We start from the raw sequence: 23,021 nt of genomic DNA, 5'->3' as shown, positions 1-23,021 counted from the left end.
ACTTGCTGTACTTTTGTTACAATCGAGTAACTCATACGGCAAGAAATGCGTCGCTCGCGGCGCCCGTTTAACGACAGTGGAACGGCACCAGCGCGGCTAAAGCCTGCGTATCATGGTACTCGCGTGTCTCCTCGCCGTGGCGAAAGACCTTGTAGCCCTGCGCTTTGGCGCTGTAATACTGCAGGGTTTCACCGCTGACGTGCAGCAGGCTGCCTTCGCGCAGGGCGATTACGGACTCGCTGGGGTTCACGGCGCAGAATTCGGCAATACGCTCATCGCGCGTTTCCCCCATATGTCCGCTGAGATGGGCATCGATATAGTGCGGGTTAATCTGCACCGGAAACAGTCCCAGCGATGGCAATACCACGCTGTTACGCACCGGCATATCATTCGTAGTACGGATGCTTGGCGTAGCCACGTTACAGCCGGCGCTCCAGCCAATATAGGGAATACCGCGCTCACGCACCGCACGCTGGATCGGCACGATCAGCCCATTCTCATGCAGCATCTGGTTCAGCACCCAGGTATTACCGCCGCTGATCAGGATACACTCCGCTTCCTCCAGCGCCTTGACCGGATCGGCGTGGTGATGAATGCTCTCCACGGTAATTCCCAGCGAATGCTCCAGCTCAGCGGCACGGGCATCATAGCTGCTGCGGATCAGGGCATATGGGATAAGCAGAGCCCGGCGGATCTTCTTCTCCAGCAGCATCGACTGGATCATCCCTTTGGCATAGCCCAGCAGCTCAGACTCACCGGATACTTTGCCATTACTCAGTAAAAATAACTCCATCATCTCCCCCGAGGTTGTGCGTAGCCGCCGCCGAATGCCACCCGATGGCACCCATCGGCGATACGCGTCATTTTTCCCGGCCTTTATAACTAAACATCCGGCTTATTGATGTGATCTTGTGCCAGCCCTTGGTAAAAAGGCGGGCCAAAACACGCGGTTGGTGAGCAAATGCACATATGCCGACGTAGCTCGCTTCTGTGGGGAACCGTGGATATGATAGGCTGCGCGGGATAATAGGAGTATGAACGTATGGAATCCTGGTATTTATTGTATTGCAAACGGGGTCAGTTAACGCGGGCTCGTGAGCACCTGACGCGTCAGGAGATCCCCTGTGTTATCCCCATGATCACCCTGGAAAAGGTCGTACGGGGCAAACGCACGCAGGTGCAAGAACCCATGTTCCCCAACTACATGTTTATTGAGCTGGATCCTGAGCGGATCCATACCACCACGGTACAGTCAACCCGCGGCGTTAGCCACTTTATCCGCTTTGGCAAGCTACCCGCCATCGTGCCGTTTAGCATCGTCAAGCCGCTGATGATGACGCCAGCGCTAACGGCGATCGCTCCGCAAACGCCAATCCCCGGGGATCGGGTACGCATTACCCAGGGTGCCTTCAACGGCATAGAAGCTATTTATCGTGAAAGCGACGGGGAAAAACGCGCCATTTTACTGCTTAGCCTGCTGAATCAAGAAGTGAGCCATACGCTGAGTAACAGCGCGTTTGAAAAGATCCTTTGAGTCGACCGGATTTATACGCAGCAAAAAGCCCGCTGCCGCGGGCTTTTTACTTTATCACCGTCAGAAAGACTCAGCGATTCATCTCCGCATCATGCAGCCACTGCGCCACACGCTTGGCAAAATAGGTCAGCACGCCATCGGCGCCCGCACGCTTGAAGCAAATCAGGGACTCCATGATCGCCGGCTTCTCCTGCAGCCAACCGTTCTGGATCGCGGCCATATGCATGGCATACTCACCGGAGACCTGATAGGCAAAGGTCGGCACGCCAAAGGTGTCTTTCACCCGGCGTAATACGTCCAGATACGGCATACCCGGCTTAACCATCACCATATCGGCCCCCTCCTGCAGATCCTGAGCCACCTCCTGCAACGCCTCATCACCGTTGGCCGGATCCATCTGATAGGTTTTCTTGTTGCCGCCCTTCAGGTTCCCAGAGGAGCCCAGCGCATCGCGGAACGGACCATAGTAGCAGGAGGCATACTTCGCGGAGTAAGCCATGATCTGGGTGTTGACCAGTTTTTGATCCTCCAGCATGCTGCGGATAGCACCAATCCGGCCATCCATCATATCGCTCGGTGCCACGATATCGGCACCGGCCTCAGCATGGGATAAGGCCTGACGCACCAGGATCTCTTTAGTGATATCGTTAACAACGTAGCCATCCTCATCGATCACGCCATCCTGACCGTGGGTCGTATACGGATCCAACGCGACATCGGTTAAGATACCAAGCTCAGGCACCGCATCCTTCAAGGCCCGTACCGCTCGCTGCACCAGGCCATCGCTGCTGTACGCCTCTTCGGCATACAGGGATTTTTTATCCGTACCTACCACCGGAAACAGGGACAGCACCGGCACGCCCAGTTTAGCGATGGCCTCCGCTTCCCGAACCAGGACATCAATGGTCATGCGCTGAACTCCCGGCATGGAGGATACCGCCTCCTGATGGTTGTTCCCCTCCATGACGAACACCGGATAGATCAGATCGTCAACCGTCAGCACGTTTTCGGCACACAGACGGCGACTAAAATCATGCCGGCGCAGACGGCGCAGGCGACGCCCCGGGAAGGCGCCTGGAAATGCATAGCTCACGGTAATCTCCTCTACTTTATGCCAGCCTAAACAGTTGGCGGGCATTGTTTTCAGTCACCTGCCTCAGCCAGCTGGCATCCTGTTGACGCCAGCGGGCCACCTGCTCCGCGATGTGGGGCAAAAAGCAGGGTTCATTACGCCGCGACTTCGGTTTGGGTTGTATATTGCGCGGCAATAAATAAGGGGCATCCGTCTCCAGCAGCAATCGTTCAGCGGGAATATGCGGCAACAGCGCCCGCTGGGGCATGCCTCGCCGTTCATCGCAGATCCAGCCGGTAATGCCAATATACAGCCCCAGCGACAGGCATGCATCCAGCTCGTCGCGGGTACCGGTAAAACAGTGCAGTACGGCGCCAGGAAGGCTGCTCAGCCAGGGGCGCAATAGCGCGATAAACCGCGCGTGGGCCTCTCGGCAGTGCAGGAATACGGGTTTCCCGATCCGGGCCGCCAGCGTTAACTGCGCCTCAAAGGCCGCCTCCTGCTGCGCCGGCGTCGAGAAGTTCCGGGCAAAATCCAAGCCGCACTCGCCGACGGCAACGACCGTCGGCGAGTGCAGCAGTGGCTCAAGAGCGGCGGTGCTGTTTTCATTCCAGCGATGGGCATCGTGGGGATGCACTCCGGCCGTTGCCCAGCAAAAGTCAGGGTATGCCTGCGCCAGACACAGGGCCTGCGCGCTTTCCGTCAGGTTGGTACCCGTAATTATCATACCATTTAATCCCGCCTGACGCGCCCGGGCAATCACCTGTGGCACATCACCGGCAAACTGGCTGTTGGTTAGATTGACACCAATATCCAGCATCGGTCTACTCCTCTTGGTGCTAAGATCGTCACTCTGTCACAGAGGTGGCATCCACGATAGCTCATCCCGGCAGCATAGCTGCGCATCGGTATCGGGATGAGCCATCGCTTACATCCCCAAACGCACAGGCCGCCCCTAGGGCGGCCTGTGCAGTGAAGGGAGAATCAGCCTGCTTTGGGCTGCTCTTCATCGTGCAGAGCTTCGTCTTCATCCTCTTCTTCCGGATCGCGACGGCGTTTGCCGACATAGAAACGAGCAAAGAAGACGCCGACCTCAAACAGCAGACACATCGGGATCGCCAGCAGCGTCTGCGAGAATACGTCCGGTGGCGTCAGCAGCATGCCAACGACGAAGGCGCCGACAATCACGTAGGGCCGCTTTTTCTTCAGCTCTGCCGGAGTGGTAACGCCGGTCCAGCACAGCAGAATGATGGCAACCGGCACCTCGAACGAGACGCCAAACGCCATAAACAGCGCCATGACAAAATCGAGGTAGTTATTAATATCGGTAGCAATCGTTACTCCTGCCGGCGCAGTTTTGGCAAAAAAGCCAAATGCCAGCGGAAAGACTACAAAATAGGCAAACGCCATGCCGATATAGAACAGCAGCGTACTGGAGACCAGCAGCGGCGTCAGCATCCGGCGCTCATGCTTGTACAGCGCCGGCGCCACAAAGGCCCAGACCTGATACAGAATAAACGGCGCGGAGACAAAAACCGACACAATCATGGTCAGCTTAATCGGCGTAAAGAAGGGGGATGCCACGTCGGTCGCGATCATACTGGCGCCGTGCGGCAGCTGATTGATCAACGGGGCAGAAACCAAGTGATAGATATCATTGGCAAAATAGACCAATGCCAGGAATACCACCAGGATACAAATAATCGCATTCAACAGCCGCTTACGCAGCTCGATCAAATGACTAATCAACGGCTGGGTATCTTCAACGGCCATGCTGCGAACTATCGTGTGAGGTAGAAGGAGAAGATGCGGGCTGCGCACTGGCAGTCATGGCATCGGCGTGGGTGGAGGGTACTGCCTGTACAACCGGTGGTGCATCCTGCACCGCGCTCTGACGCGGCGCTAGCGCTACATCAGCCTCCGGCTTGGTCATCATATCCGCATGGGGGATCGTTTCCGCCGCCGAAGGCTCCTTCTCCGTATCGGACCCAGTGATCTCTGAATGATAACTGCGCTTCATTGATTCAGCCGCCTGCTTCAGTTCATCCATGGAAGCCTTCAGCTCCGGCGTCAAGTTCTGCAAGCCGGCTGTTTCTGCCTTCTTGAGACTGTCCTGCAACTCCTGCAGCTTCAATTCCTGCGACAGTTCGTTCTGAACCGACGTTGCCAACGAACGCAACGCCCTGATCCATCCCGCCACCGTACGCACCGCTACCGGCAACCGCTCCGGCCCAAGCACCACCAGGCCGATGACCATTACCAGCAGCAGTTCACTAAATCCGATGTCAAACACGGTTTACACCTGCTCTTTATTCTGACTCTTGGACTCTTCTTTCTTCACTTCAGGCTGCTGCTCAACGATCGATTTAAAATCTGCATCCTGAGGTGCCGCACTGCTGTTTGCCGTGTTGGAGGGAGGCGTTTTTTCATCATCACCAATGGCTTTCTTAAAGCCCTTGATCGATGCGCCCAGATCCGAACCCAGAGTACGCAGCTTATTGGTGCCAAACAGCAACACCACGATCACTGCAATAATCAACAACTGCCAAATGCTGATACCGCCCATTTTTACTCACCTCTATCGCAAGGGGTTATATTCGTGACGCCGCATTATACGGTACACATCGTCATTTTGAATGCCTTTCAGCCCTCGACATCCTGCTAATTCGGGGTATGGATCACCGAGTATAACGCCAGCCTGCGAGCCAGATCACGCCTCCAGCAACATACAGCCCTATTGGCCAGAGCGCAATATTCACCATGGTCAGGATGGTACCACTGAGCAGCAGGGTTGCGCCAATGCCGAACAGATAGCGTGCTCGCCCCTGTCTGCTGCCCTGCTGTCCCAACCGGTGCGTCATACTGTCCATGCTGTGCTGTAGACGACGCTGCTGCTGCAAACTGTCATACAACAACTCCGGCAGCTCCGGCAGCTTCTCGCTCCAGTAAGGTGCCTTAGCCTTCAGCGCCCGCATCAGCGCCGGCAGCCCAACCTGATCGTGCAGCCAGTTCTCCAGGAAGGGTTTAGCGGTGGTCCACAGATCCAGCTGCGGATACAGCTGACGCCCCAGCCCTTCGACGTACAGCAACGTTTTCTGCAGGAGAACAAGCTGAGGCTGAACCTCCATATTAAAACGCCGTGCGGTATTGAACAGGTTAAGCAGCACGTGGCCAAACGAAATCTGATCCAGCGGCTTCTCAAAGATCGGCTCACATACGGTGCGGATAGCAAACTCAAACTCTTCAATATTGGTATCCGGCGGCACCCAGCCCGAGTCGACGTGCAGCTCTGCAACCTTACGGTAATCCCGGTTGAAGAAGGCAATAAAGTTTTCAGCCAGATAGCGCTTGTCCGCCTTGTTCAGGCTGCCGACAATGCCGCAGTCAATCCCGATATACTGAGGATCCTGAGGGTGTTCATAGCTGACAAAGATATTGCCCGGATGCATATCGGCATGGAAGAAGCTGTCACGGAACACTTGGGTAAAAAAGACCTGCACCCCACGCTCAGCCAACAGCTTCATATTGGTGTTCTGCGCGCGCAGCGCCGCGATATCGGATACCGGTACCCCGTAAATCCGCTCCATCACCAGTACCGACTCACGGCAGTAGTCGGAAAACACCTCCGGTATATACAACATCGGACTGGCATCGAAATTACGCCGCAGCTGGATCGCATTCGCCGCCTCGCGCAGCAGATTCAGCTCATCCAGCAGGGTCTTTTCGTACTCGCGTACGACCTCGCGCGGTCGCAGCCGGCGCCCGTCAGGCAACAGCTTAGGCACCCATCCCGCCAGCCGGTACATCAGGCGCACATCCGCCCGGATAATCGGCTGAATGTCTGGGCGGATCACCTTAAGCACCACCTCCCGGCCATTCTCACGCAGCGTCGCGGTATGCACCTGCGCAATGGAAGCCGACGCCAGCGCCTGGCTGTCAAAGTCGTCAAACCACTGTTCCAGAGGCCCGCCCAGCGAGGCCTCAATCTGCCGGCGCGCCAGCGCACCGTCAAACGGAGCAACCCGATCCTGCAGCAGCGCGAGCTGATCGGCGATAGCCGGTGCAAACAGATCGCGCCGGGTCGACAACATCTGACCAAACTTGATCCACACGGGTCCCAGCGTTTGCAGCGCCAGACGCAACCGCTCTCCCAGCGGCTTGTCCCCGTGACGATTACGCATCCAGAATAGGCAGCGCCGCCCGATCCGCAGCGGCAGGGTAATCCGCATTAGGGGGATCAGTTCATCTAGGCCATAGGCGAGAAAAACCCGAATAATCAGGCAAAGTCGGCGCAGTTCGCTGGGCGTCATACGCATTTCTCCAGCCGGGCAAGACGCTGCTCAAGCGCCGATGCCTGGCGCTGCAGAGCAGCGATCTCTTCCTGAAACCAGGCCAACTCCAGCGTACCGGGCGCTAAACGCCACTCTTCGATCAGCGTATCGTGCACGTAGTGGCGCTGGCGCCGCAGGGACCCCAACAGAGCACGCCCGCCCCGCTGAGCGGCGGAACACAGCCCCTGTGCCACAATATCGCCGGTATAGGGTGCCAGCAGCTCAGCCGGCGCCCACTCGGCCAAATCCAGCAGGGCAACCAGCTGCTGCACGACCTGAATATCGCCATCGACGCGCAGCTCACCGCGCTGCATCAGCGCCGCCAGCTGGCGGCGCTGATGCAGCTGGGGCAGAACGGATAGCCGCATCGTCACCTGACAATCGATGGCGCCCTCCCAGAGGGCCAGCACATCGACCTGACGCTGGCTAAAGATCAGGAAAAAGGGATCCTCCAGCTCCGCCAGCGAAATCTGCAGCACCCGGCCAGCCAGGCGCTGGCGGCCAGACTGAAGCGCGCGATCCCGATACAGCGCAGCATTCAGCGCCGTTTCCAGCATAGCCGTGCACAAAGGGGTCAGCATGCCGATTCCTTCAGATTAAAATTTGTAGCCACGGTGCAGAGCCACGATACCGCCGGTCAGGTTATCGTAGGTGGTATTTTCAAACCCGGCCGCTGCCATCATCCCTTTCAGGGTCTCCTGATCCGGATGCATACGGATAGACTCTGCCAGATAGCGGTAGCTGTCGCCGTCGTGTGCCACCATCTCACCAATACGCGGCAGAATATGGAAAGAGTAGGCGTCATAGGCCTTGCTCAACGCGACGAACTGGGGTCTGGAGAACTCCAGCACCAGCAGGCGTCCACCCGGCTTCAGTACCCGGAACATGGATCGCAGCGCCTTGTCTTTGTCCGTCACGTTACGCAGGCCAAAAGCGATGGTAATACAATCGAAATAGTTCTCCGGGAACGGCAGTGCCTCGGCGTTGGCCTGCACGTAGTTCAGGTTGCCGACGATCCCCATATTACGCAGCTTTTCACGCCCGATCTTCAGCATCGAGTCATTGATATCGGCCAGGATCACCTCACCCTGCTCGCCAACCATTCGCGAGAACCTGGCAGCCAGATCGCCGGTCCCACCGGCCAGATCGAGAACACGCTGTCCCTGGCGCACGCCGCTGCAGTCGATGGTAAAACGTTTCCACAGGCGGTGGATACCGAATGACATCAGGTCATTCATCAGGTCGTACTTACCCGCCACGGAGTGAAACACTTGCGCTACTTTCCCCGCCTTATCAGCGGCGGCGACGGTCTTGTAACCAAAGTGAGTGGTTTCCGGCGTTTGATCTACCATTTCTTTCCTTAACCTAAAATTGGTGGTCCCATGACCTCCGCATGCGTGCGAAAGCCTCAACATCGCCCTCTACGGGCAACACAGTGTCAACGATAAGGTGGAGCGCGGACGGCGCAGGCCCTTACTGCACAGAAGGAGTCCCGTGATGCGCCACCACCTCGCCGGATACCACTGCGGGATCTCCATCCTGTAGCGGCTGGCAGGCTTCTTGTACCAGCGCCGGGCTGATCGGACGTTTAACCTCCACGCCCAGCCCGCGAAAACTTTCCACTTGGCCTATCAGGTTACCACGCCCGTGGCTCAGTTTGTTCATCGCCTGGCGATAACTCGACTGAGCCCGTTCCAAACTTTGCCCAAGAGTGGACATATCATCGACGAACAAGCGCACTTTATCGTATAGCTTGGCGGCACGATCAGCGATTTTTTGTGCATTTTGACTTTGGTACTCGTAGCGCCATAAATTATTGATGGTGCGCAAAGCCACCAGCAATGTAGTCGGACTTACCAACATAATATTGTGACGCAGCGCCTCACTAATCAGCTCGGAATCGCGCTCGATCGCCGCTAAAAAGGCGGGCTCGAGGGGGATAAACATCAGCACATAGTCTAGGGTGCGCAGACCGGGTAGCTGCTGATAATCCTTACGCCCCAGCTGGCGAATATGAGCCCGCAGCGACAGTATATGCTGCTGCAGTGCCAGCTCACGCTCGTGCTCATCCTCCGCGTTGAAAAAGCGCTCATAGGCCACCAGCGACATTTTGGCATCCACCACCACATCTTTTCCCTGGGGCAGATGTACCACCACATCCGGCTGCATGCGTCCGCTCTCCTCCGTTTGCACGCTAACCTGAGAATGATATTCATGCCCCTCGCGCAGACCGGAGGACTCCAGTACCCGGCTCAGTACCACCTCGCCCCAGTTGCCCTGCATCTTGTTGTCCCCCTTCAGGGCACGCGTCAGGTTAAGCGCCTCGCGTGCCATCTGGGCGTTCATCTGCTGCAGGCTGCGGATCTCGTGGGTCAAGGTGTGACGCTCACGGGCCTCCTGGCCAAAGCTATCGTTTATCTGGCGGCGAAAACCATCAAGCTGTTCACGCAGCGGCATCAGCAGGGCATCGAGGCTCTGTCGATTTTGCTCCTCAACCCGACGACCGCTGTGCTCAAATATACGGTTAGCCAGATTCTCAAACTGGACGTTCAGGCGCTGCTCTGCGTTCAGCAGCAGACGCTGCTTCTCTTCTGCACCCATGCGCGTCTCCTCCAGCCGGATCGTCACCTCGCGCAGCTCGGCCTCCTGGGCGCTATTGACGTCGCGCTGAGCGCGTAGCTCCTGGTTTAGACGCTCACACTCTTCATGCCACAGCTGCTGCTGGGCTATCCGCTCCTGGGCGGCAGCGAGCTGGCTATCCAACGCGCCCAGCGCCTGCTCATGGGCAACCCGCGCCTGCTGCGTCCGCAGGGCCGCCGCCAACCAACCGATAACCATCCCCGCCAGCGATGCCGCCAGTATCCAAAGCGTTACGTTCTCCACCCTGCCTCTCCCCGTGAGATCCCTGCCCGACACGGTAATCAGCAACTGTATGGATGTCCAGAAATTAACCGCTCAGAATGCGGGACGGCGCACAGCAAAATGCTACCCAATCCACTGGCCCAGCCAGCGGATGCCCAGCATACCCGGTGCCAGAATCCCCGCGCCCCAGATCAGCGCAGACAGCAGGTTGGCCAGCTGAAAATAGCGCTGCCGCATGGCGCAGATCCCGGCGACCAGCGGTACGGCAGCCCGCAGGGGGCCCAGGAAACGGCCAAAGAATACGCCCCAAAACCCCCAGCGTTCAAAGTAACGGTGACCACGCTGCAGTATCTGCGGATTCCGCGACAGCGGCCATATATGGCCGATCTGATGCTGATAATGGTAACCAAGCCAATAGGAAATCCAGTCGCCAAGAAAGGCGCCGCACGCAGCCGCCAACCAGACAGGAACAAACGGAACGCCGCCCTCACCCAGCAGGGCGCTCAGCGCAAAAAGGATCACCGTCGCCGGCAGTAAAAGGGAGATAAAGGCCAGCGATTCACCAAAAGCCAGGAAAAATACCAGCGGCACCGCCCAGTCCTGATGCAGGCGGACAAACTCGATGGTGCCTTGAATAAGGCTGTCTAGCACACCCTCACTCCTCATACGACGGTCAAGCGTCCAGCTTACCCGTAGTCACCCCAATAAAAAACCAACGGCCGTTAAATCGGCCGTTAGTTGTTATCGGAAAGCGTATGACAACACGGGAGCAGGCCGTTGCCGTTGCCGTCGGCGCCGCGGCCAGCTCATCGCCGCGTTTCATCCACAGCTCACGCATTTGCGCAGGGCCGACAGCAGGATCACCATGCCCTGCACCAGCATGATGATGGAGATCATCCCGTTGAACAGATTATAGCCCGTCGCCTGCAGATTAAAGTAAACGTGCTTCACCATCCGGTAACCGGTGTAGTTCACCGTAATAAGCAGATAGACCAGCGGAAGGATGCAGGTCAGCATGTAAATACACTTGGGCGCCAGACGCAGAATGATGGTAGCACCGATGGTCAGACCCATGGAAACCATCAGCTGATTAGATACACCGAACAGCGCCCATACCGAGTTGCTATCGCCGGAGTTGAACAGATACCCCCACAGTAGGCAGGCAACGATAGAACAGAAAATCGAGCCGGGCAGCCAGTCGGTGCGCTTCAGCGGCACCCACAGATCGCCAAAGAGGTCCTGTAGCAGATAGCGCGCCACGCGGTGCCGGAATCGACGGCCGTCAGAATAAAGACCGCTTCGAACATGATGACAAACTGGAGTAGGTAGGAAGCCTGGCGACCAAACCACGGCACCCGGATAAAGATATCCGTCACCCCGACCGCCAGGGTCACCGGCCCGGCCTGAGCACTGGAGTTAATGGCAAAGTAGTCCTCCGGATGCAGCGAGGTGGCGGCGATCAGCGCCATGACCCCAACGACGCACTCCGCCAGCAGAGCGCCGCAGACCTTAATTTTCATAAAGCTGGACAGGTAATCGCGCGACATCAGCAGCATCCAGACCGGTACACCAGTCGGCAATGGGCCCCAACTCCGCTTGAGCCACCTCGGACAGTGACTTTCCCGGATGCTTCATCTACACAAACAGCACCACCGTATCGTGTACCGCATCGCCGATTAGCAGCCACAGAAAGCCTGGAAAATAACCAAACTGCGCGGCCAGCACCGGCCCGACCAGCGGTCCCGCGGCGGCAATGGCGGCAAAATGGCTGCCGAAGTTGACCCACTTCTTGGTCGGTACATAGTCTTTACCGTCTTCATAGGTATGTGAGGGTGTGACTTCACTATCGTCGGCACGCAGCACCTTTCTCACGAAAAACAGGCCGTACAGACGGTAGCAAATAGCAAGAATACACAGCGTTGCCAACACGAAGGTCATCGCATGTTGCATGGTTATTATCTCCCCTGAGGATTTTTCAGGGAAAACCCTAACCGCTTTGGCTCCGCCAGCGTCATCGCGGATCGCCCCGCGGTAATCCGGCGGATTAAACGGTCGAAAAACGCCCCCGAGCGGCAGCCGCGGGAAGGCGGCGCAGGAGCGAAAGATCTGTCATCCTCATCACAGGAATCTGTCTAAAATTCCGACGCTATCGATATATATTGTGAATATAATCACATTTTTTTGTCGATCGTGATACCGTTCCTTCACACCAAGTGACTTGAGTCACGCATTTATCCTACGAATTTCAGTAGAGTGATCCCTTGTTCCTCAGTGGAGGATAACGATGACATAGGAGTCAGCAGCGATGTCTAAACCTGAAGTATTCCACCTCGGACTGGCCAAAAGCGATCTGCACGGTGCTACGCTGGCCATCGTGCCCGGCGACCCGGAGCGCGTGGAAAAGATTGCCAAACTGATGGAGAACCCGGTCAAGCTGGCCTCCCACCGTGAATTCACCAGCTGGCGCGCCGAGCTGGACGGTAAGGCTATCATCGTCTGCTCCACCGGCATCGGCGGTCCGTCAACCTCGATCGCCGTAGAGGAGCTGGCACAACTGGGTGTCCGTACCTTCCTGCGCGTCGGAACCACCGGCGCCATTCAGCCGCACATCAGCGTCGGCGACGTGCTGGTCACCACCGCCTCCGTACGCCTTGACGGTGCCAGCCTGCACTTCGCGCCGATGGAGTTCCCGGCCGTTGCCGACTTCGCCTGTACCACCGCACTGGTCGATGCCGCCCACGCCGTCGGCGCCGCGACCCACGTCGGGATCACCGCCTCCTCCGACACCTTCTACCCGGGTCAGGAACGCTATGACACCTTCTCAGGCCGCGTCACCCGCCGTTTCCGCGGCTCGATGAAAGAGTGGCAAGAGATGGGCGTGATGAACTTCGAGATGGAGTCCGCCACGCTGCTGACCATGTGCTCCAGCCAGGGGCTGCGCGCCGGGATGGTGGCCGGGGTCATCGTCAACCGCACCCAGCAAGAGATCCCCAACGCGGAGACCATGAAGCAGACCGAATCGCACGCGGTAAAAATCGTCGTCGATGCCGCACGCCGTCTGCTGCAGGACTAAGTATCACCGCGGTATTGCGGGCGGGAGCAGTCGCTCCCGCCCGTTTTTTATTCCTGCGTCTGCGCGCGCAGCAAGCGCGCCGCCGCCACCATGTTGCTCAGCGCACGTCGGGTCTCCTCCCAGCCACGCGTCTTTAAACCGCAGTCCGGATTCACCCACAGCCTCTCGGCGGGAATATGCTGTGCCGCCCGGCGCAGCAGCTCGACCATCGCCGCCTGCGTCGGCACGTTCGGTGAGTGGATATCGTACACCCCGGGCCCGATCTCATTGGGATAGTCGAAGCGGGAAAAGGCCTCCAACAGCTCCATATCCGATCGCGCCGTCTCAATGGTGATCACGTCCGCATCCAGCGCCGCAATCGCCGCCATGATGTCATTGAACTCGCAGTAGCACATATGGGTATGGATCTGGGTATCATCGTACGCCACCGCCGCTGTCAGGCGAAACGCTGCCACAGCCCACGCCAGGTACGCCTGCCACTCATCCTGACGCAGCGGCAGGCCCTCGCGCAGCGCGGGCTCATCGATTTGAATGATGCCGATCCCCGCGCGCTGCAGATCGTCTACCTCGTCGCGCAGCGCCAACGCCAGCTGACGGGCGATAACCTCTCGCGGCACATCTTCACGGGCAAACGACCAGCACAGCATCGTTATCGGACCGGTCAACATGCCCTTCACCGGCCGGGCGGTCTGAGCCTGGGCAAAGGTGGTCCATTCGACGGTCAGCGGTGCGGGCCGACTGATATCCCCGACGATCACCGGCGGCTTCACACAGCGTGAACCATAGCTCTGCACCCAGCCGTTACGGGTAAACACAAAACCCTCCAGCTGTTCACCGAAATACTCCACCATATCATTACGCTCGGCCTCACCATGCACCAGCACGTCCAGCCCCAGCAGCTCCTGCTCGCCAATCGCCTGACGAATGTGATCGGCTATCCCCTGACGATAGTGCTCCGGCGTCAGCTGCCCGCGGCGAAAGTCGAGACGCAGAGCGCGGATAGCCTGCGTCTGCGGGAATGAGCCGATGGTCGTCGTCGGCCAGAGCGGCAGTGCAAAACGCTGGCGCTGACGCTGAGCGCGCTGGGGGTATCCACTGGGGCGCTGCGTATCCGCATCGGTCAGCGCGGCCAGACGCCCGGCTACCGCCGGGTTATGAACCCGCCCGGAGCGGCGGCGCAGGTATAGCGGCGTACTGTAGCTCAGCAGCGCCTCCCGCCGCGGCACAGGATCGTTCAGGGCCTGGGTCAGCAACGCCAGCTCGTCGCACTTCTGCAGGGCAAAGGCAAACCAGCTTTTCACCTCCTCATCCAGCTGGGTTTCCGCACTCAGATCGATAGGCGTATGCAGCAGGGAGCAGGAGCTACCCAGCCAGATCGGCCGCTGACCGACCAGCGGCTGCAGACGCGTCTGCCAATCGGCCAGATCGGCGCGCCAGACGTTACGACCGCTGATCGCACCCAGCGACAGCACCCAGTCGGCGGGCAGCTGACGGTGGAGCGCCAGCGCATCGCCCGCGCCCTGAACCAGATCGACGTGCAGCCCCTGCACCGGCAGAGCACAGATCGTCGGCAGGTGGTGGCCGATATCGCCAAAGTAGGTGGTCAGCAGCAACTTCACCGGCCCCTGTAGCGCCTGATACGCATTCTGATAGGCATCGCGCCACGCCGGCGGCAGCGTCAGCACCAACGCCGGCTCATCCACCTGTACCCATTCAACCCCGCGTTCGGCCAGCGCGGCCAGTACCTGACGGTATACCGCCAGTATCTCCTCCAGCAGGCTCAGACGATCGAAAGGCGCCCCTTTTACCTTGCCCAACCACAGGTAAGTCAGCGGCCCCAGCAGCACCGGTTTTACCCGGTATCCCTGCGCCAGCGCCTCATCCACCTCGTCCAGCAGCTGGTGCCAGCCAAGGGAAAAGCGCTGTCCGCGGGTAAACTCGGGCACAATATAGTGATAGTTGGTGTTAAACCATTTTGTCATCTCCGCCGCTGCTGCGGGCTTTCCTCCTGGCGCTTGGCCGCGTGCAATCCCAAACAGCGTATCCAGATCGATAACGCCGTCGGCGCGCCGGTGGCGGGCCGGGACATTCCCCAGCATCAGACTGGTCGCCAGCACATGGTCATACCAGGCAAAATCGCCCACCGGCAGCAGATCGATTCCCGCCTTATGCTGCTGCCGCCAATGGCGGGCGCGCAGCTCGGCGCCACAGGCCAGTAACGCGCTCTGGGGCGCGCTGCCCGACCAGTAGGCCTCCAGTGCCTTCTTCAACTCACGCTGTAACCCTATACGTGGAAACCCCAGGGTATGACTGATTGCCTGCATCCTCTTTTACCTCGCAATGCTAATTATGGATGTTTAGATGTCCAGATGTTTACACTTCTATAATCAGCGGGTAATGTAGAGGACTCAAGCGCAATCTGTTCATTTGTTAACTGAGGGTTTCTCATGATCGAGCTGAAGCACCTAAGAACGCTGCAGGCTCTGCGCGCCGGTGGTTCACTGGCCGCCGCCGCCGCCCGGCTACACCAAACCCAGTCGGCCCTCTCTCATCAGTTCAGTGAATTGGAACAGCGCCTGGGATACCGTCTGTTTGTCCGTAAAAGCCAGCCTCTGTGCTTTACCCCCCAAGGCGAGATCCTGCTGGCACTGGCGGATCAGGTGCTGCCACAGGTGCAGCAGGCCCTACAGGCATGCCAGGTACCGCCGCAGCAAACGCTGCGTCTGGCCATTGAGTGTCACAGCTGTATTCAGTGGCTGACGCCAGCCCTGGCGCAGTTTCAGGCCCTGTTTCCCCAGGTGACGCTCGATTTTCGCTCCGGCGTTACCTTCGATCCCCAGCCCGCGCTGCAGCAGGGGGAGCTGGATCTGGTGCTGACCTCGGATATTTTGCCGCGCGGCACGCTGTACTATGCGCCGCTGTTCGATTATGAAGTACGTTTGGTGATGGCCCCCGGGCACCCGCTGGCCCGCAGAGGCGTGGTTCGGCCGCAGGATCTGGCGCAGGAGACGCTGTTAATTTATCCGGTGGCCCGGCAGCGTCTGGATGTCTGGAACCACTTTCTCCAGCCCGCCGGCATCGCCCCCCGGCTAAAACAGGTCGACAATACGCTGCTGCTGCTGCAGATGGCGGCCGCGGGGATGGGCATCGCAGCGCTGCCGCACTGGGTCGCGGAAAGTGCCGAGCGCCAGGGTGCACTGACCACCCGGACGCTGGGTGAAGGGCTATGGCGTCGGCTGTATGCGGCGCTGCGCACGGGAGAGCAGCGCCAGTCGGTGATGGACGGCTTTATTCAGCTGGCGCGCCGCCACGCCTGCGATGGCCTGCCATTCGTCCGGGATGTGGTACGATCCAGCGCCGGTGTACCCAAAGCGACAGGGCGATCACTGTCCCACCCAGCGTCAGCCTGAACCAGTCAGGATGCTGCTGCCAGATGGCCAGATTCACCAGCAGCCCCGCCGGGATCAGCGCATTGTTCATGATGGCCAGCGTACCGGCATCCACCTGCGTAGCACCATAGTTCCACATGAAGTACCCCAGCCCCGAGGCACCGACGCCCAGCCACAGCAAAATGCCCCACTGTAGCGACGTGGTCGGCAGCATCTGCGGATTGCCATATAGCCACCAGGCCGGAAGTGCAACCGTCAGCGCCCCCAGATAAAACCAGGAGAAGGCGCGATACTGCGGCAGCGGCATCACCTCCATCAGACGTTTGTATCCCACCTGCCCCAGCGCAAAGCAGAGATTGGCCCCCTGGATCAGGGAAAAACCCAGTAAAAACTGTGAACTGAGCGGGTTATAGCGGATAATCAGCGCGCCCAGCACCGCCAGCAGCGCGCTGCCCAAATAGCCTGGGCGCAGGCGTCGCCCCTGTAGCAGATCGTAAATCAGCGTGACATACAGCGGCGTCAGAATGGTAAACAGCAGCACCTCTGGCACCGTCAGATACAGAAACGCGGGATAGTAGAACAGGTACATCAGCCCCAGCTGAAAAGCGCCCACCAGCATATAAGCCAGCGCCTGACGTGGACGTACCCCGCGCCAGCGCAGAAACGGGAGAAAGACCAACGTCGCCAGCGCAATCCGCACCAGCACGGCAAACCAGCTATCGACCTGACCGGCCAAATACACGCCGATCAGACTAAACGAAAAGGCCCACAGCAGCGTGGTTGCCAGCAGTAGAAACACGGAAGATATCCATTCGATACAGTTGATGAGCGATATTCTACCCAAGGGCGCCGCCGATCGCCGCCCGAAGTGGGTTTACATCTGGTCAAACAAGATGCAAACAAGCATCAATATCGCCTCTAACGCTTACGCGAAAGCTGCAGCGCATCCTGCGTCCGGGCGAATGCCGCCAAATGACTGAAGTCACGCCAGGTGTAATAGCGCGGCGGGGCGGGCAGGCGTTTCATGGACGCGCCCGGCAGCAGGCGCAGCTCCGCCAGCCTGGCCAGATCATAATGGTACACCTGCCCCGGCAGCATCAGGCGCAGCGGTGGCGTCAGCTCCCCGGGAATCGGGGTCGGCAGGCGATCGGCGTGGGTATCATAGTTGCGCTTAAGCACCAGAAACTTCTGTGGGACAGCCTGATGGCTATCCCACCATTTACCATCCAGCATATCAAACTGAAAACGCGTCAATACGGCGGGCTGTGCCTGCAACTGGCACAGCGCCTGGGGCAGCAACGTCGTCAGTGCCGCACTGTATTGCCCCAGCGAGGCCGTATATCCATTCAGGATCAGCGTCAGGGCCAGTCGCGTCCCCAGCAGATTCGAATAGAGATCCTCTGGGGAAAACGCCGATACCCCCTCCGAAAAGCCAGGAATAGACTCATAGCCATACCATTGGGCAATCTCATGCCAGGCCGCCACCTCAAACGCCAGGCGGGCGGCTAAATAGGCCGCGAGGGTGTAGCGCTCCCGCGCCTCATGCGGTGGCGTAAAGGCAGAGAGCACCAGCTGACGCCGCGCAAGCTCGTCGCCCAGCTCTAGGCGGAAAGCCTGCCCCAACCGCGGGTACAAATGGCTGAAGATGTATACCGTCATATCCGCGCTATCGCGAACGTGTGCCAAATCCAAGAATCCACCACGACGCGTATATATAAGGCCATTACGCTCGCTGCCCAGACCGGCAAGGCTGGCCAGAGCGCCAAACAGGCTATCGTTGTAGCGATGAGCGCCCAGCGCATCCGCCTCAACCACATTGTTCAAACGGTAAAAGGGAATGGGTATGCCCAGAGCCTCAGCGTTCAGGTCATAGCCGAAGGCGCAGCAGGGACGCAGCCCATCCGGCGGCAGCAAAGGCGCGCTCACGGGCCAGACATGAGCCGCCTGCTGGAGCTGCAGCGGCGCCAGATCAAGGCTCATCGGCAGGCCAAACGCCCCGGCCACGCCGCACCAGGTCAGCAGCACCGCACACAATCCCCTGACCGCCGTCATCAAAATGCCTCTCCTACCTGAAAATAAAAACCGCTACTGCCGCGGCCAATACCATAGTCCAAACGAATATTAATGCCGGGCTTAAAGGCGAAGCGGTAGCCGACCCCCACGGTGGGCAGCCAGCGACTGCTGCCCAGCTCCCTGACGTTTGGCCCCATCGTACCGGCACCGGCCCAAGCTACCACGCCGTGGCGCCAGCTCAGCTTCTGCCGGTACTCCAGCTGCGAACTAATCAGATTACGATCGCGGTAGCGCCCCTGGTAGTAACCCCGCATCCGCTGATCGCCGCCGAGCGACGGCAGCATATTCCACGGCACCGCCCCCTGGGTAAACTCACCATCGATCTCCCAGGCCAGCACGCGGGTCGCATCCAGCGCGTGGTAGGTACTGAAGCGGGTCATCAGGTTATCAAAGCGGGTATCGCTGCCCGCTTCCGGCGTATAGTGGGTGTAGCGTAGGCTCGCCAACATCCCCCTGTGCGGATTGGGTACAAAGTCCCGGCTGTCATACTGCAGCGATAGGCTGGGGCCAGAGCTGAATACCGTACGCCCATCGCGAATCTGCGCCAGACGATCCGTTTGCTTAACATCGGCGGCATGCATCGCCGACAGCGACCAGCCGACGCCGAGGTATGTCTGAGACGCTACCCGGTACAGCACATCCGGCTGTAGCCGCAGCGACTGCGCCGTGTATTTCTGCCGACCATCGTCATCGGCCCCGGCGCGGAAGCCCTGTCCCCAGTAGTAGGTCGGCGTATCGCTGAGCCCACCGGTGACAAAGATACGCCAGCGATCATTGTCAAAAAAGCTGTAGCTGCGAACTCCCAGCCCAAAGGCGCCGGTAGAGCTGAGGTAACCGCTCAGCGTAATACTGGAATTCTGGCTGACGGTATCCGAGGGATCCGGGCGATACAGCCCAGCCACCGCGGTGCCGACCCCCAGCCCCAGCTCGGGATTAAAAAACGGCCCCGGCAGTACCCCCCAGTCAATCCCCTTGTCCGGATCGAAGCGATCGTCGCCACCCAGATGCCCCAGCCACTCATCGATCTGCGCACGCGTCGGCAACAGATCCGCCTGTCCCTCCAGTGGCGAAAGTGTACAGACCAGCGCCAGAGCCATCAGGTGGCGGCGCATCAGAAGCGGTACTCCCCGGAGATAAAGAAGCTATTGCGCTCGGCAAAGCCTACCTCCGTGGTCAGGTTAAAATTACGGGTGATCTCATACTGTGCGCCGATCAGCACGTTCCACGGCGACGACAGATGCTGGTGCACATCGAAACGGCCCTGACCCTGCTTATTGGCAATCTCCATCAGCGCAGACAATCCACCCGGCATCGACAGATCGCTTAGAGTGCCCTTAAACTCCTGCTGTACATCCTGATACATCGAGCCGACCCACAGGCTGAGCTTGCCGTCCGGCAAGCCGACGGCGTCAATGCCGGGGGTGGTGAAGCGGTAGCCGACGCGTGGCGACAGGGTAAAGGCGTCGATGCTGCCGTCAAGGATATCGAAGCGGGTCTGGGTATAGTTCATATCCACCAAGCCGAACCAGTTGCCGTAGCCGCCGGCCAGCACCGTACCGGCACCGTAGGTGGTGCCCTTAAAGTTCAGCCGGAAATCCAGATCGCGTAGCTGTCCGCTCTTATTCATTCCCTGAACGACAGTGGCGATGATCCAATCCATACTACCCGGCGTATAATGGCTGGGATCGGCATCGACAGAGACCTTGGACAATGAGCTGCCGCGCGTCTTGCCGACGATACTGTAGACGTTCATGAAAGGTAGCACCCACGCATCCAACTTAATCGTTTGAGTGACGCTACGCTGACGGGTATTCCCCACCTTAATGTTGAACAGATCCGTAGGCAGCGAATAGCTGTCCCAGCCCAACCCGCTAAAACCAATGCTATCCACCACAATATTCTGGCGCATATTCATATAGTTAACATTAATACCGAAAGGCTCTGGCAAATCGTAGCCGCGCGCACGCGCCTCATTGCCCCAAATCGGCAGAATCGATTCCTTTTGTACCTCAGGCACCGGCGTCTGGGCAGTTGACACGCTGTCCACCGCATGGGCCTGCGACTGGGGCAAGCCGTAGTAGGAGGGAAGGGTGCTGCTGAGCTCGGTGGTATTACCCGACGTGGCCGCATGGGCAACACCGCTCATCAGCACGCCGGAAAGACAGGACAGCAATGCACGATTATTCATATTATTAAGCGTTATAAAGTGAGTAGAAATAAAAGCAGGGTGCGGAGTATAGCAGTAATTGAGTGTAACTTCGTGCAACATAACGTGCGTATCATCCACATATGACGATACACACATTAATTATTACCCAAGGAAATTTAACGGCGGCGCAACAGGCGTAGCGCATTCGCCGTCACCAGCGCCGTGGCACCAGAGTCAGCCAACACCGCCAGCCACAGCCCGGTGATCCCCAGCAGGCTGGTGATCAGGAATACCCCTTTTAACCCCAGCGCCAGCGTAATATTCTGGCGAATATTGGCGTGGGTCGCCCGTGATAAGGCGATCATCTGCGCGAGTCCGGTCAACCGATTATGGGTCAGCGCTGCATCCGCCGTCTCCAGTGCCACGTCCGTCCCTCCGCCCATGGCGATGCCGATACTGGCCGCTTTCATCGCCGGCGCATCATTGATCCCGTCACCGACCATCGCGGTATCCGCCAGACAGCTGAGCGCCTCCACCTGATGAACCTTATCCTGCGGCAGCAGCCCGGCCCGGAAATCGATCCCCAGAGAGCCGGCAATGGCCGCCGCCGCGCGCGGGTTGTCCCCCGTCAGCATGACGGCCTCAACACCCAGTGCCCGCAGTGCATCCAGCGCCTCAGCGGCGTCCGGGCGCAGCGTATCACTCATGGCGATCGCCCCGATGGCTACGCCATCCAACAGAACCGCCACGACCGTCTGCCCCCGCTCCTCCCACGCCGCGATCTGCGCCAGCAGGGACTCAGGCAGCGTCTCTGGCGCCAGACGACTCGGCGCCGCGACCCGTACCGCAACGCCATCGACCTCTCCCGTTACGCCAATACCAGCCTGCGCCTGACGGGCCTTAGCCTCCACTACCGGCAGGTCTCGCTGCTCACAGGCAAGGATCACCGCCTTGGCCAAGGGATGGTGGGAACCCACCTCCACCGCCGCCGCCAACGTCAGCAACCGCTCAGCCGACACACCATCAACGCTGAATACGCCGCTCACCTGCGGTGTCCCCTGCGTCAGGGTTCCGGTTTTATCGAACGCGATGGTGCGTACGCGTCCCAGCTGCTCCAGCGCAGCACCGCCCTTAATCAGTGCACCGTGACGTGATGCTGCCGCCAGACCGGAGGTGATCGCCGCCGGTGTTGAGATCACCAGTGCGCAGGGGCAACCGATCAACAACAGCGTTAGCCCTCGGTAAATCCAGGTGTCCCAGGGTTGGGCAAAAGCCAGCGGCGGGATCAGGATAACCAGCAGCGCCAACGCCATGATCGCCGGCGTATAGTAACGGCTAAAGCGATCCAGGAACCGCTCGATCGGCGCCCGGCGCTCCTCGGCCTCTTCGATCAGCTGCAGAATACGATCGATGGCATTTTGCCCGGGTTGTGAGATCACCCGCAACCGACATACCCGATCGACGACCAGCGCGCCGGCCGGAATCCGTGCTCCCGGCGGCCGATCGACCGGCAGCGATTCGCCGGTCAACGCACTCTCGTCAAAACTCACGCTCTCCAGCAGCAGCTCGGCATCGGCGGGCAAACGACCGCCCGGTGCGACCTCGATCTCCATGCCGGGACGCAACGCAGAGACGGCCAGCGTCCGCCGCCGCTCCTGTTCAATCACCACCGCCTCATCGGGCACCAGAGCCATCAGGGCACTGACCCCTTTGCGGGCCCGGTTGGCCGCATAGGATTCCAGGCGCTCGCCCAGCATGAACAGCAGCAAGACCATCGCCGCCTCCTGCGTCGCCCCGATAAACAGCGCCCCCAACGCGGCAATGCTCATCAGGGTTTCAATGGCGAAATAGCTGCCGCTGCGCATCAGGCGCATGGCTTTCAGCATGATCGGTGCCAACCCGACCACCGTTGTCGCGATAAAGGCCACCCGGCCCAGCGACGGGTCAACCAGCGTCAGCCCATAGCTCAGCAGCATCAGCAGCGCCAGCGCGATCAGCGGCATCACCTCGTGCCAGCGCAGCGCGGCGCTCTCTGCGCGCTTGGCGCCCACGGCCTGTAGGCTAAAGCCCGCCTGGCGCACCGCCCGGTCAATATCCGGGGAGAGATCCTGCTGGGCATCCACCACCAGCTTCTGGGTCGCGAACAGGACAGCTGCGCGCTCCACACCGTTAATCTGGGCGACCGCTGTTTCTATCTTCCGGGCGCAGCTGGGACAATCCATCCCCTCCACCCGCCAACTGAAGCGCTGGCGACCAGACGCCAGGGGAGGCAAGGGGTGGGGATCGGCGTCCTCCTCAACGCTATCATGGTCGTGGATTGCCATACAGCAGGTGCCGTCGATGGCCGGCGTCAACGGAGACGCCATACTGATTTTTAGCGCCCCTGGCGCCGGACGGCTACAGCCATGTTGCGTCACAGCATGCTGATGGCCGCAGCCACAGGCAGGATCAGCCCCGCCGGAGTGAATGTGTTTATGGGTCATCGATTCCTCCTCGTATCATTACCTATCTTGCCACTATTGATGACTCTACACATTG

The 23,021-nt window shown here is 59.3% G+C and carries 19 protein-coding genes and 2 pseudogenes; 3 read left to right on the top strand and 18 right to left on the bottom strand.

Annotation, left to right across the window (positions count from 1 at the left end; translation table 11 throughout):
- Window positions 1-67 precede the first annotated feature (67 nt).
- Complete coding sequence (pepE, locus tag EIEH_RS02140) at window positions 68-793, bottom strand: dipeptidase PepE (protein ID WP_015869620.1); 726 nt, start codon at window positions 791-793, stop codon at window positions 68-70.
- A gap of 249 nt (window positions 794-1,042) precedes the next feature.
- Between pepE and rfaH the strand changes: the two genes are divergently transcribed.
- Complete coding sequence (gene rfaH, locus EIEH_RS02135; RefSeq protein WP_015869619.1) at window positions 1,043-1,534, top strand: transcription/translation regulatory transformer protein RfaH; 492 nt, start codon at window positions 1,043-1,045, stop codon at window positions 1,532-1,534.
- A gap of 70 nt (window positions 1,535-1,604) precedes the next feature.
- Here rfaH and hemB read toward each other — a convergent pair whose 3' ends face one another.
- The 11 genes and pseudogenes from hemB to EIEH_RS02080 all read right to left on the bottom strand — a co-directional run.
- Entirely contained in the window at window positions 1,605-2,627 is a 1,023-nt protein-coding gene (hemB, locus tag EIEH_RS02130; protein WP_015869618.1) for a porphobilinogen synthase, read from the bottom strand.
- 16 nt (window positions 2,628-2,643) lie between these two features.
- Window positions 2,644-3,426 carry a 3'-5' ssDNA/RNA exonuclease TatD gene (tatD, locus tag EIEH_RS02125; RefSeq protein ID WP_015869617.1) on the bottom strand — a complete coding sequence of 261 codons (783 nt, stop codon included), beginning with the start codon at window positions 3,424-3,426 and terminating at the stop codon, window positions 2,644-2,646.
- Window positions 3,427-3,590: 164 nt separating this feature from the next.
- Window positions 3,591-4,379, bottom strand: a complete 789-nt coding sequence (gene tatC, locus EIEH_RS02120) for a Sec-independent protein translocase subunit TatC (protein WP_015869616.1) — start codon at window positions 4,377-4,379, stop codon at window positions 3,591-3,593.
- Complete coding sequence (tatB, locus tag EIEH_RS02115; protein ID WP_015869615.1) at window positions 4,369-4,899, bottom strand: Sec-independent protein translocase protein TatB; 531 nt, start codon at window positions 4,897-4,899, stop codon at window positions 4,369-4,371. Before tatB ends, tatC begins: the two co-directional genes overlap by 11 nt.
- A gap of 3 nt (window positions 4,900-4,902) precedes the next feature.
- Window positions 4,903-5,172: a Sec-independent protein translocase subunit TatA gene (tatA, locus tag EIEH_RS02110; RefSeq protein WP_015869614.1), complete on the bottom strand. Its 270-nt coding sequence runs from the start codon at window positions 5,170-5,172 to the stop codon at window positions 4,903-4,905.
- 112 nt (window positions 5,173-5,284) lie between these two features.
- On the bottom strand, window positions 5,285-6,916 hold the full coding sequence (gene ubiB, locus EIEH_RS02105; protein WP_015869613.1) for a ubiquinone biosynthesis regulatory protein kinase UbiB: 1,632 nt from the start codon (window positions 6,914-6,916) through the stop codon (window positions 5,285-5,287).
- On the bottom strand, window positions 6,913-7,518 hold the full coding sequence (gene ubiJ / locus EIEH_RS02100) for a ubiquinone biosynthesis protein UbiJ (protein ID WP_015869612.1): 606 nt from the start codon (window positions 7,516-7,518) through the stop codon (window positions 6,913-6,915). The genes ubiB and ubiJ overlap by 4 nt, the downstream gene beginning before the upstream one ends.
- A gap of 15 nt (window positions 7,519-7,533) precedes the next feature.
- Window positions 7,534-8,289 carry a bifunctional demethylmenaquinone methyltransferase/2-methoxy-6-polyprenyl-1,4-benzoquinol methylase UbiE gene (gene ubiE, locus EIEH_RS02095; protein WP_015869611.1) on the bottom strand — a complete coding sequence of 252 codons (756 nt, stop codon included), beginning with the start codon at window positions 8,287-8,289 and terminating at the stop codon, window positions 7,534-7,536.
- A 121-nt stretch (window positions 8,290-8,410) separates the two neighbouring features.
- A complete protein-coding gene (gene rmuC / locus EIEH_RS02090; RefSeq protein WP_071525676.1) occupies window positions 8,411-9,775 on the bottom strand; it encodes a DNA recombination protein RmuC in 1,365 nt (454 codons plus the stop codon).
- A 147-nt stretch (window positions 9,776-9,922) separates the two neighbouring features.
- A complete protein-coding gene (locus EIEH_RS02085) occupies window positions 9,923-10,465 on the bottom strand; it encodes a DedA family protein (protein WP_035608538.1) in 543 nt (180 codons plus the stop codon).
- A 106-nt stretch (window positions 10,466-10,571) separates the two neighbouring features.
- A pseudogene (locus EIEH_RS02080) lies at window positions 10,572-11,749 on the bottom strand (carbon starvation CstA family protein); the annotation flags it as partial.
- A gap of 355 nt (window positions 11,750-12,104) precedes the next feature.
- Between EIEH_RS02080 and udp the strand changes: the two are divergent.
- Window positions 12,105-12,872 (top strand): uridine phosphorylase, encoded by a 768-nt coding sequence (gene udp / locus EIEH_RS02075; protein ID WP_015869607.1) that lies wholly within the window; start codon window positions 12,105-12,107, stop codon window positions 12,870-12,872.
- A gap of 47 nt (window positions 12,873-12,919) precedes the next feature.
- Here udp and metE read toward each other — a convergent pair whose 3' ends face one another.
- Entirely contained in the window at window positions 12,920-15,196 is a 2,277-nt protein-coding gene (gene metE / locus EIEH_RS02070; protein ID WP_015869606.1) for a 5-methyltetrahydropteroyltriglutamate--homocysteine S-methyltransferase, read from the bottom strand.
- 123 nt (window positions 15,197-15,319) lie between these two features.
- Here metE and metR point away from each other — a divergent pair, with 123 nt between their 5' ends.
- The gene (gene metR, locus EIEH_RS02065) at window positions 15,320-16,282 is read left to right on the top strand and encodes an HTH-type transcriptional regulator MetR (protein ID WP_035608534.1); all 963 of its coding nucleotides are present in this window, start codon (window positions 15,320-15,322) and stop codon (window positions 16,280-16,282) included.
- On the opposite strand, the pseudogene EIEH_RS17185 reads toward metR, so the two are convergent.
- The 5 genes and pseudogenes from EIEH_RS17185 to EIEH_RS02045 all read right to left on the bottom strand — a co-directional run.
- Window positions 16,182-17,060 (bottom strand): annotated as a pseudogene (locus tag EIEH_RS17185) (carboxylate/amino acid/amine transporter); the annotation flags it as partial. The gene metR and the pseudogene EIEH_RS17185 sit on opposite strands and share 101 nt — an antisense overlap.
- Before the next feature lie 119 nt (window positions 17,061-17,179).
- On the bottom strand, window positions 17,180-18,313 hold the full coding sequence (locus EIEH_RS02060) for a DUF4056 domain-containing protein (RefSeq protein ID WP_015869604.1): 1,134 nt from the start codon (window positions 18,311-18,313) through the stop codon (window positions 17,180-17,182).
- A complete protein-coding gene (locus EIEH_RS02055; protein WP_015869603.1) occupies window positions 18,313-19,446 on the bottom strand; it encodes a BamA/TamA family outer membrane protein in 1,134 nt (377 codons plus the stop codon). The genes EIEH_RS02060 and EIEH_RS02055 overlap by 1 nt, the downstream gene beginning before the upstream one ends.
- Window positions 19,446-20,522, bottom strand: coding sequence for a hypothetical protein (locus EIEH_RS02050; RefSeq protein ID WP_035608531.1), 1,077 nt, complete (start codon window positions 20,520-20,522; stop codon window positions 19,446-19,448). The genes EIEH_RS02055 and EIEH_RS02050 overlap by 1 nt, the downstream gene beginning before the upstream one ends.
- Window positions 20,523-20,659: 137 nt before the next feature.
- Window positions 20,660-22,966, bottom strand: a complete 2,307-nt coding sequence (locus EIEH_RS02045) for a zinc/cadmium/mercury/lead-transporting ATPase (RefSeq protein WP_015869601.1) — start codon at window positions 22,964-22,966, stop codon at window positions 20,660-20,662.
- Window positions 22,967-23,021 lie beyond the last annotated feature (55 nt).

The organism is Edwardsiella ictaluri ATCC 33202 (assembly GCF_000264785.1).
GTDB classification, from domain to species: Bacteria; Pseudomonadota; Gammaproteobacteria; order Enterobacterales; family Enterobacteriaceae; genus Edwardsiella; species Edwardsiella ictaluri.
The sequence above is the reverse complement of the archived record's forward strand: the minus strand, read 5'-3'. Positions and strand labels throughout refer to the sequence as shown.

Coding starts and splice junctions, on each gene's coding strand:
- rfaH (WP_015869619.1), top strand. CDS start 1,043: ATGGAATCCTGGTATTTATTGTATTGCAAACGGGGTCAGTTAACGCGG.
- tatD (WP_015869617.1), bottom strand. CDS start 3,426: ATGCTGGATATTGGTGTCAATCTAACCAACAGCCAGTTTGCCGGTGAT.
- rmuC (WP_071525676.1), bottom strand. CDS start 9,775: ATGGTTATCGGTTGGTTGGCGGCGGCCCTGCGGACGCAGCAGGCGCGG.
- EIEH_RS02060 (WP_015869604.1), bottom strand. CDS start 18,313: ATGACGGCGGTCAGGGGATTGTGTGCGGTGCTGCTGACCTGGTGCGGC.
- ubiJ (WP_015869612.1), bottom strand. CDS start 7,518: ATGCTGACCCCTTTGTGCACGGCTATGCTGGAAACGGCGCTGAATGCT.
- ubiE (WP_015869611.1), bottom strand. CDS start 8,289: ATGGTAGATCAAACGCCGGAAACCACTCACTTTGGTTACAAGACCGTC.
- udp (WP_015869607.1), top strand. CDS start 12,105: ATGTCTAAACCTGAAGTATTCCACCTCGGACTGGCCAAAAGCGATCTG.
- tatA (WP_015869614.1), bottom strand. CDS start 5,172: ATGGGCGGTATCAGCATTTGGCAGTTGTTGATTATTGCAGTGATCGTG.
- EIEH_RS02050 (WP_035608531.1), bottom strand. CDS start 20,522: ATGAATAATCGTGCATTGCTGTCCTGTCTTTCCGGCGTGCTGATGAGC.
- metR (WP_035608534.1), top strand. CDS start 15,320: ATGATCGAGCTGAAGCACCTAAGAACGCTGCAGGCTCTGCGCGCCGGT.
- ubiB (WP_015869613.1), bottom strand. CDS start 6,916: ATGACGCCCAGCGAACTGCGCCGACTTTGCCTGATTATTCGGGTTTTT.
- EIEH_RS02055 (WP_015869603.1), bottom strand. CDS start 19,446: ATGCGCCGCCACCTGATGGCTCTGGCGCTGGTCTGTACACTTTCGCCA.
- EIEH_RS02085 (WP_035608538.1), bottom strand. CDS start 10,465: ATGAGGAGTGAGGGTGTGCTAGACAGCCTTATTCAAGGCACCATCGAG.
- tatC (WP_015869616.1), bottom strand. CDS start 4,379: ATGGCCGTTGAAGATACCCAGCCGTTGATTAGTCATTTGATCGAGCTG.
- EIEH_RS02045 (WP_015869601.1), bottom strand. CDS start 22,966: ATGACCCATAAACACATTCACTCCGGCGGGGCTGATCCTGCCTGTGGC.
- pepE (WP_015869620.1), bottom strand. CDS start 793: ATGGAGTTATTTTTACTGAGTAATGGCAAAGTATCCGGTGAGTCTGAG.
- metE (WP_015869606.1), bottom strand. CDS start 15,196: ATGCAGGCAATCAGTCATACCCTGGGGTTTCCACGTATAGGGTTACAG.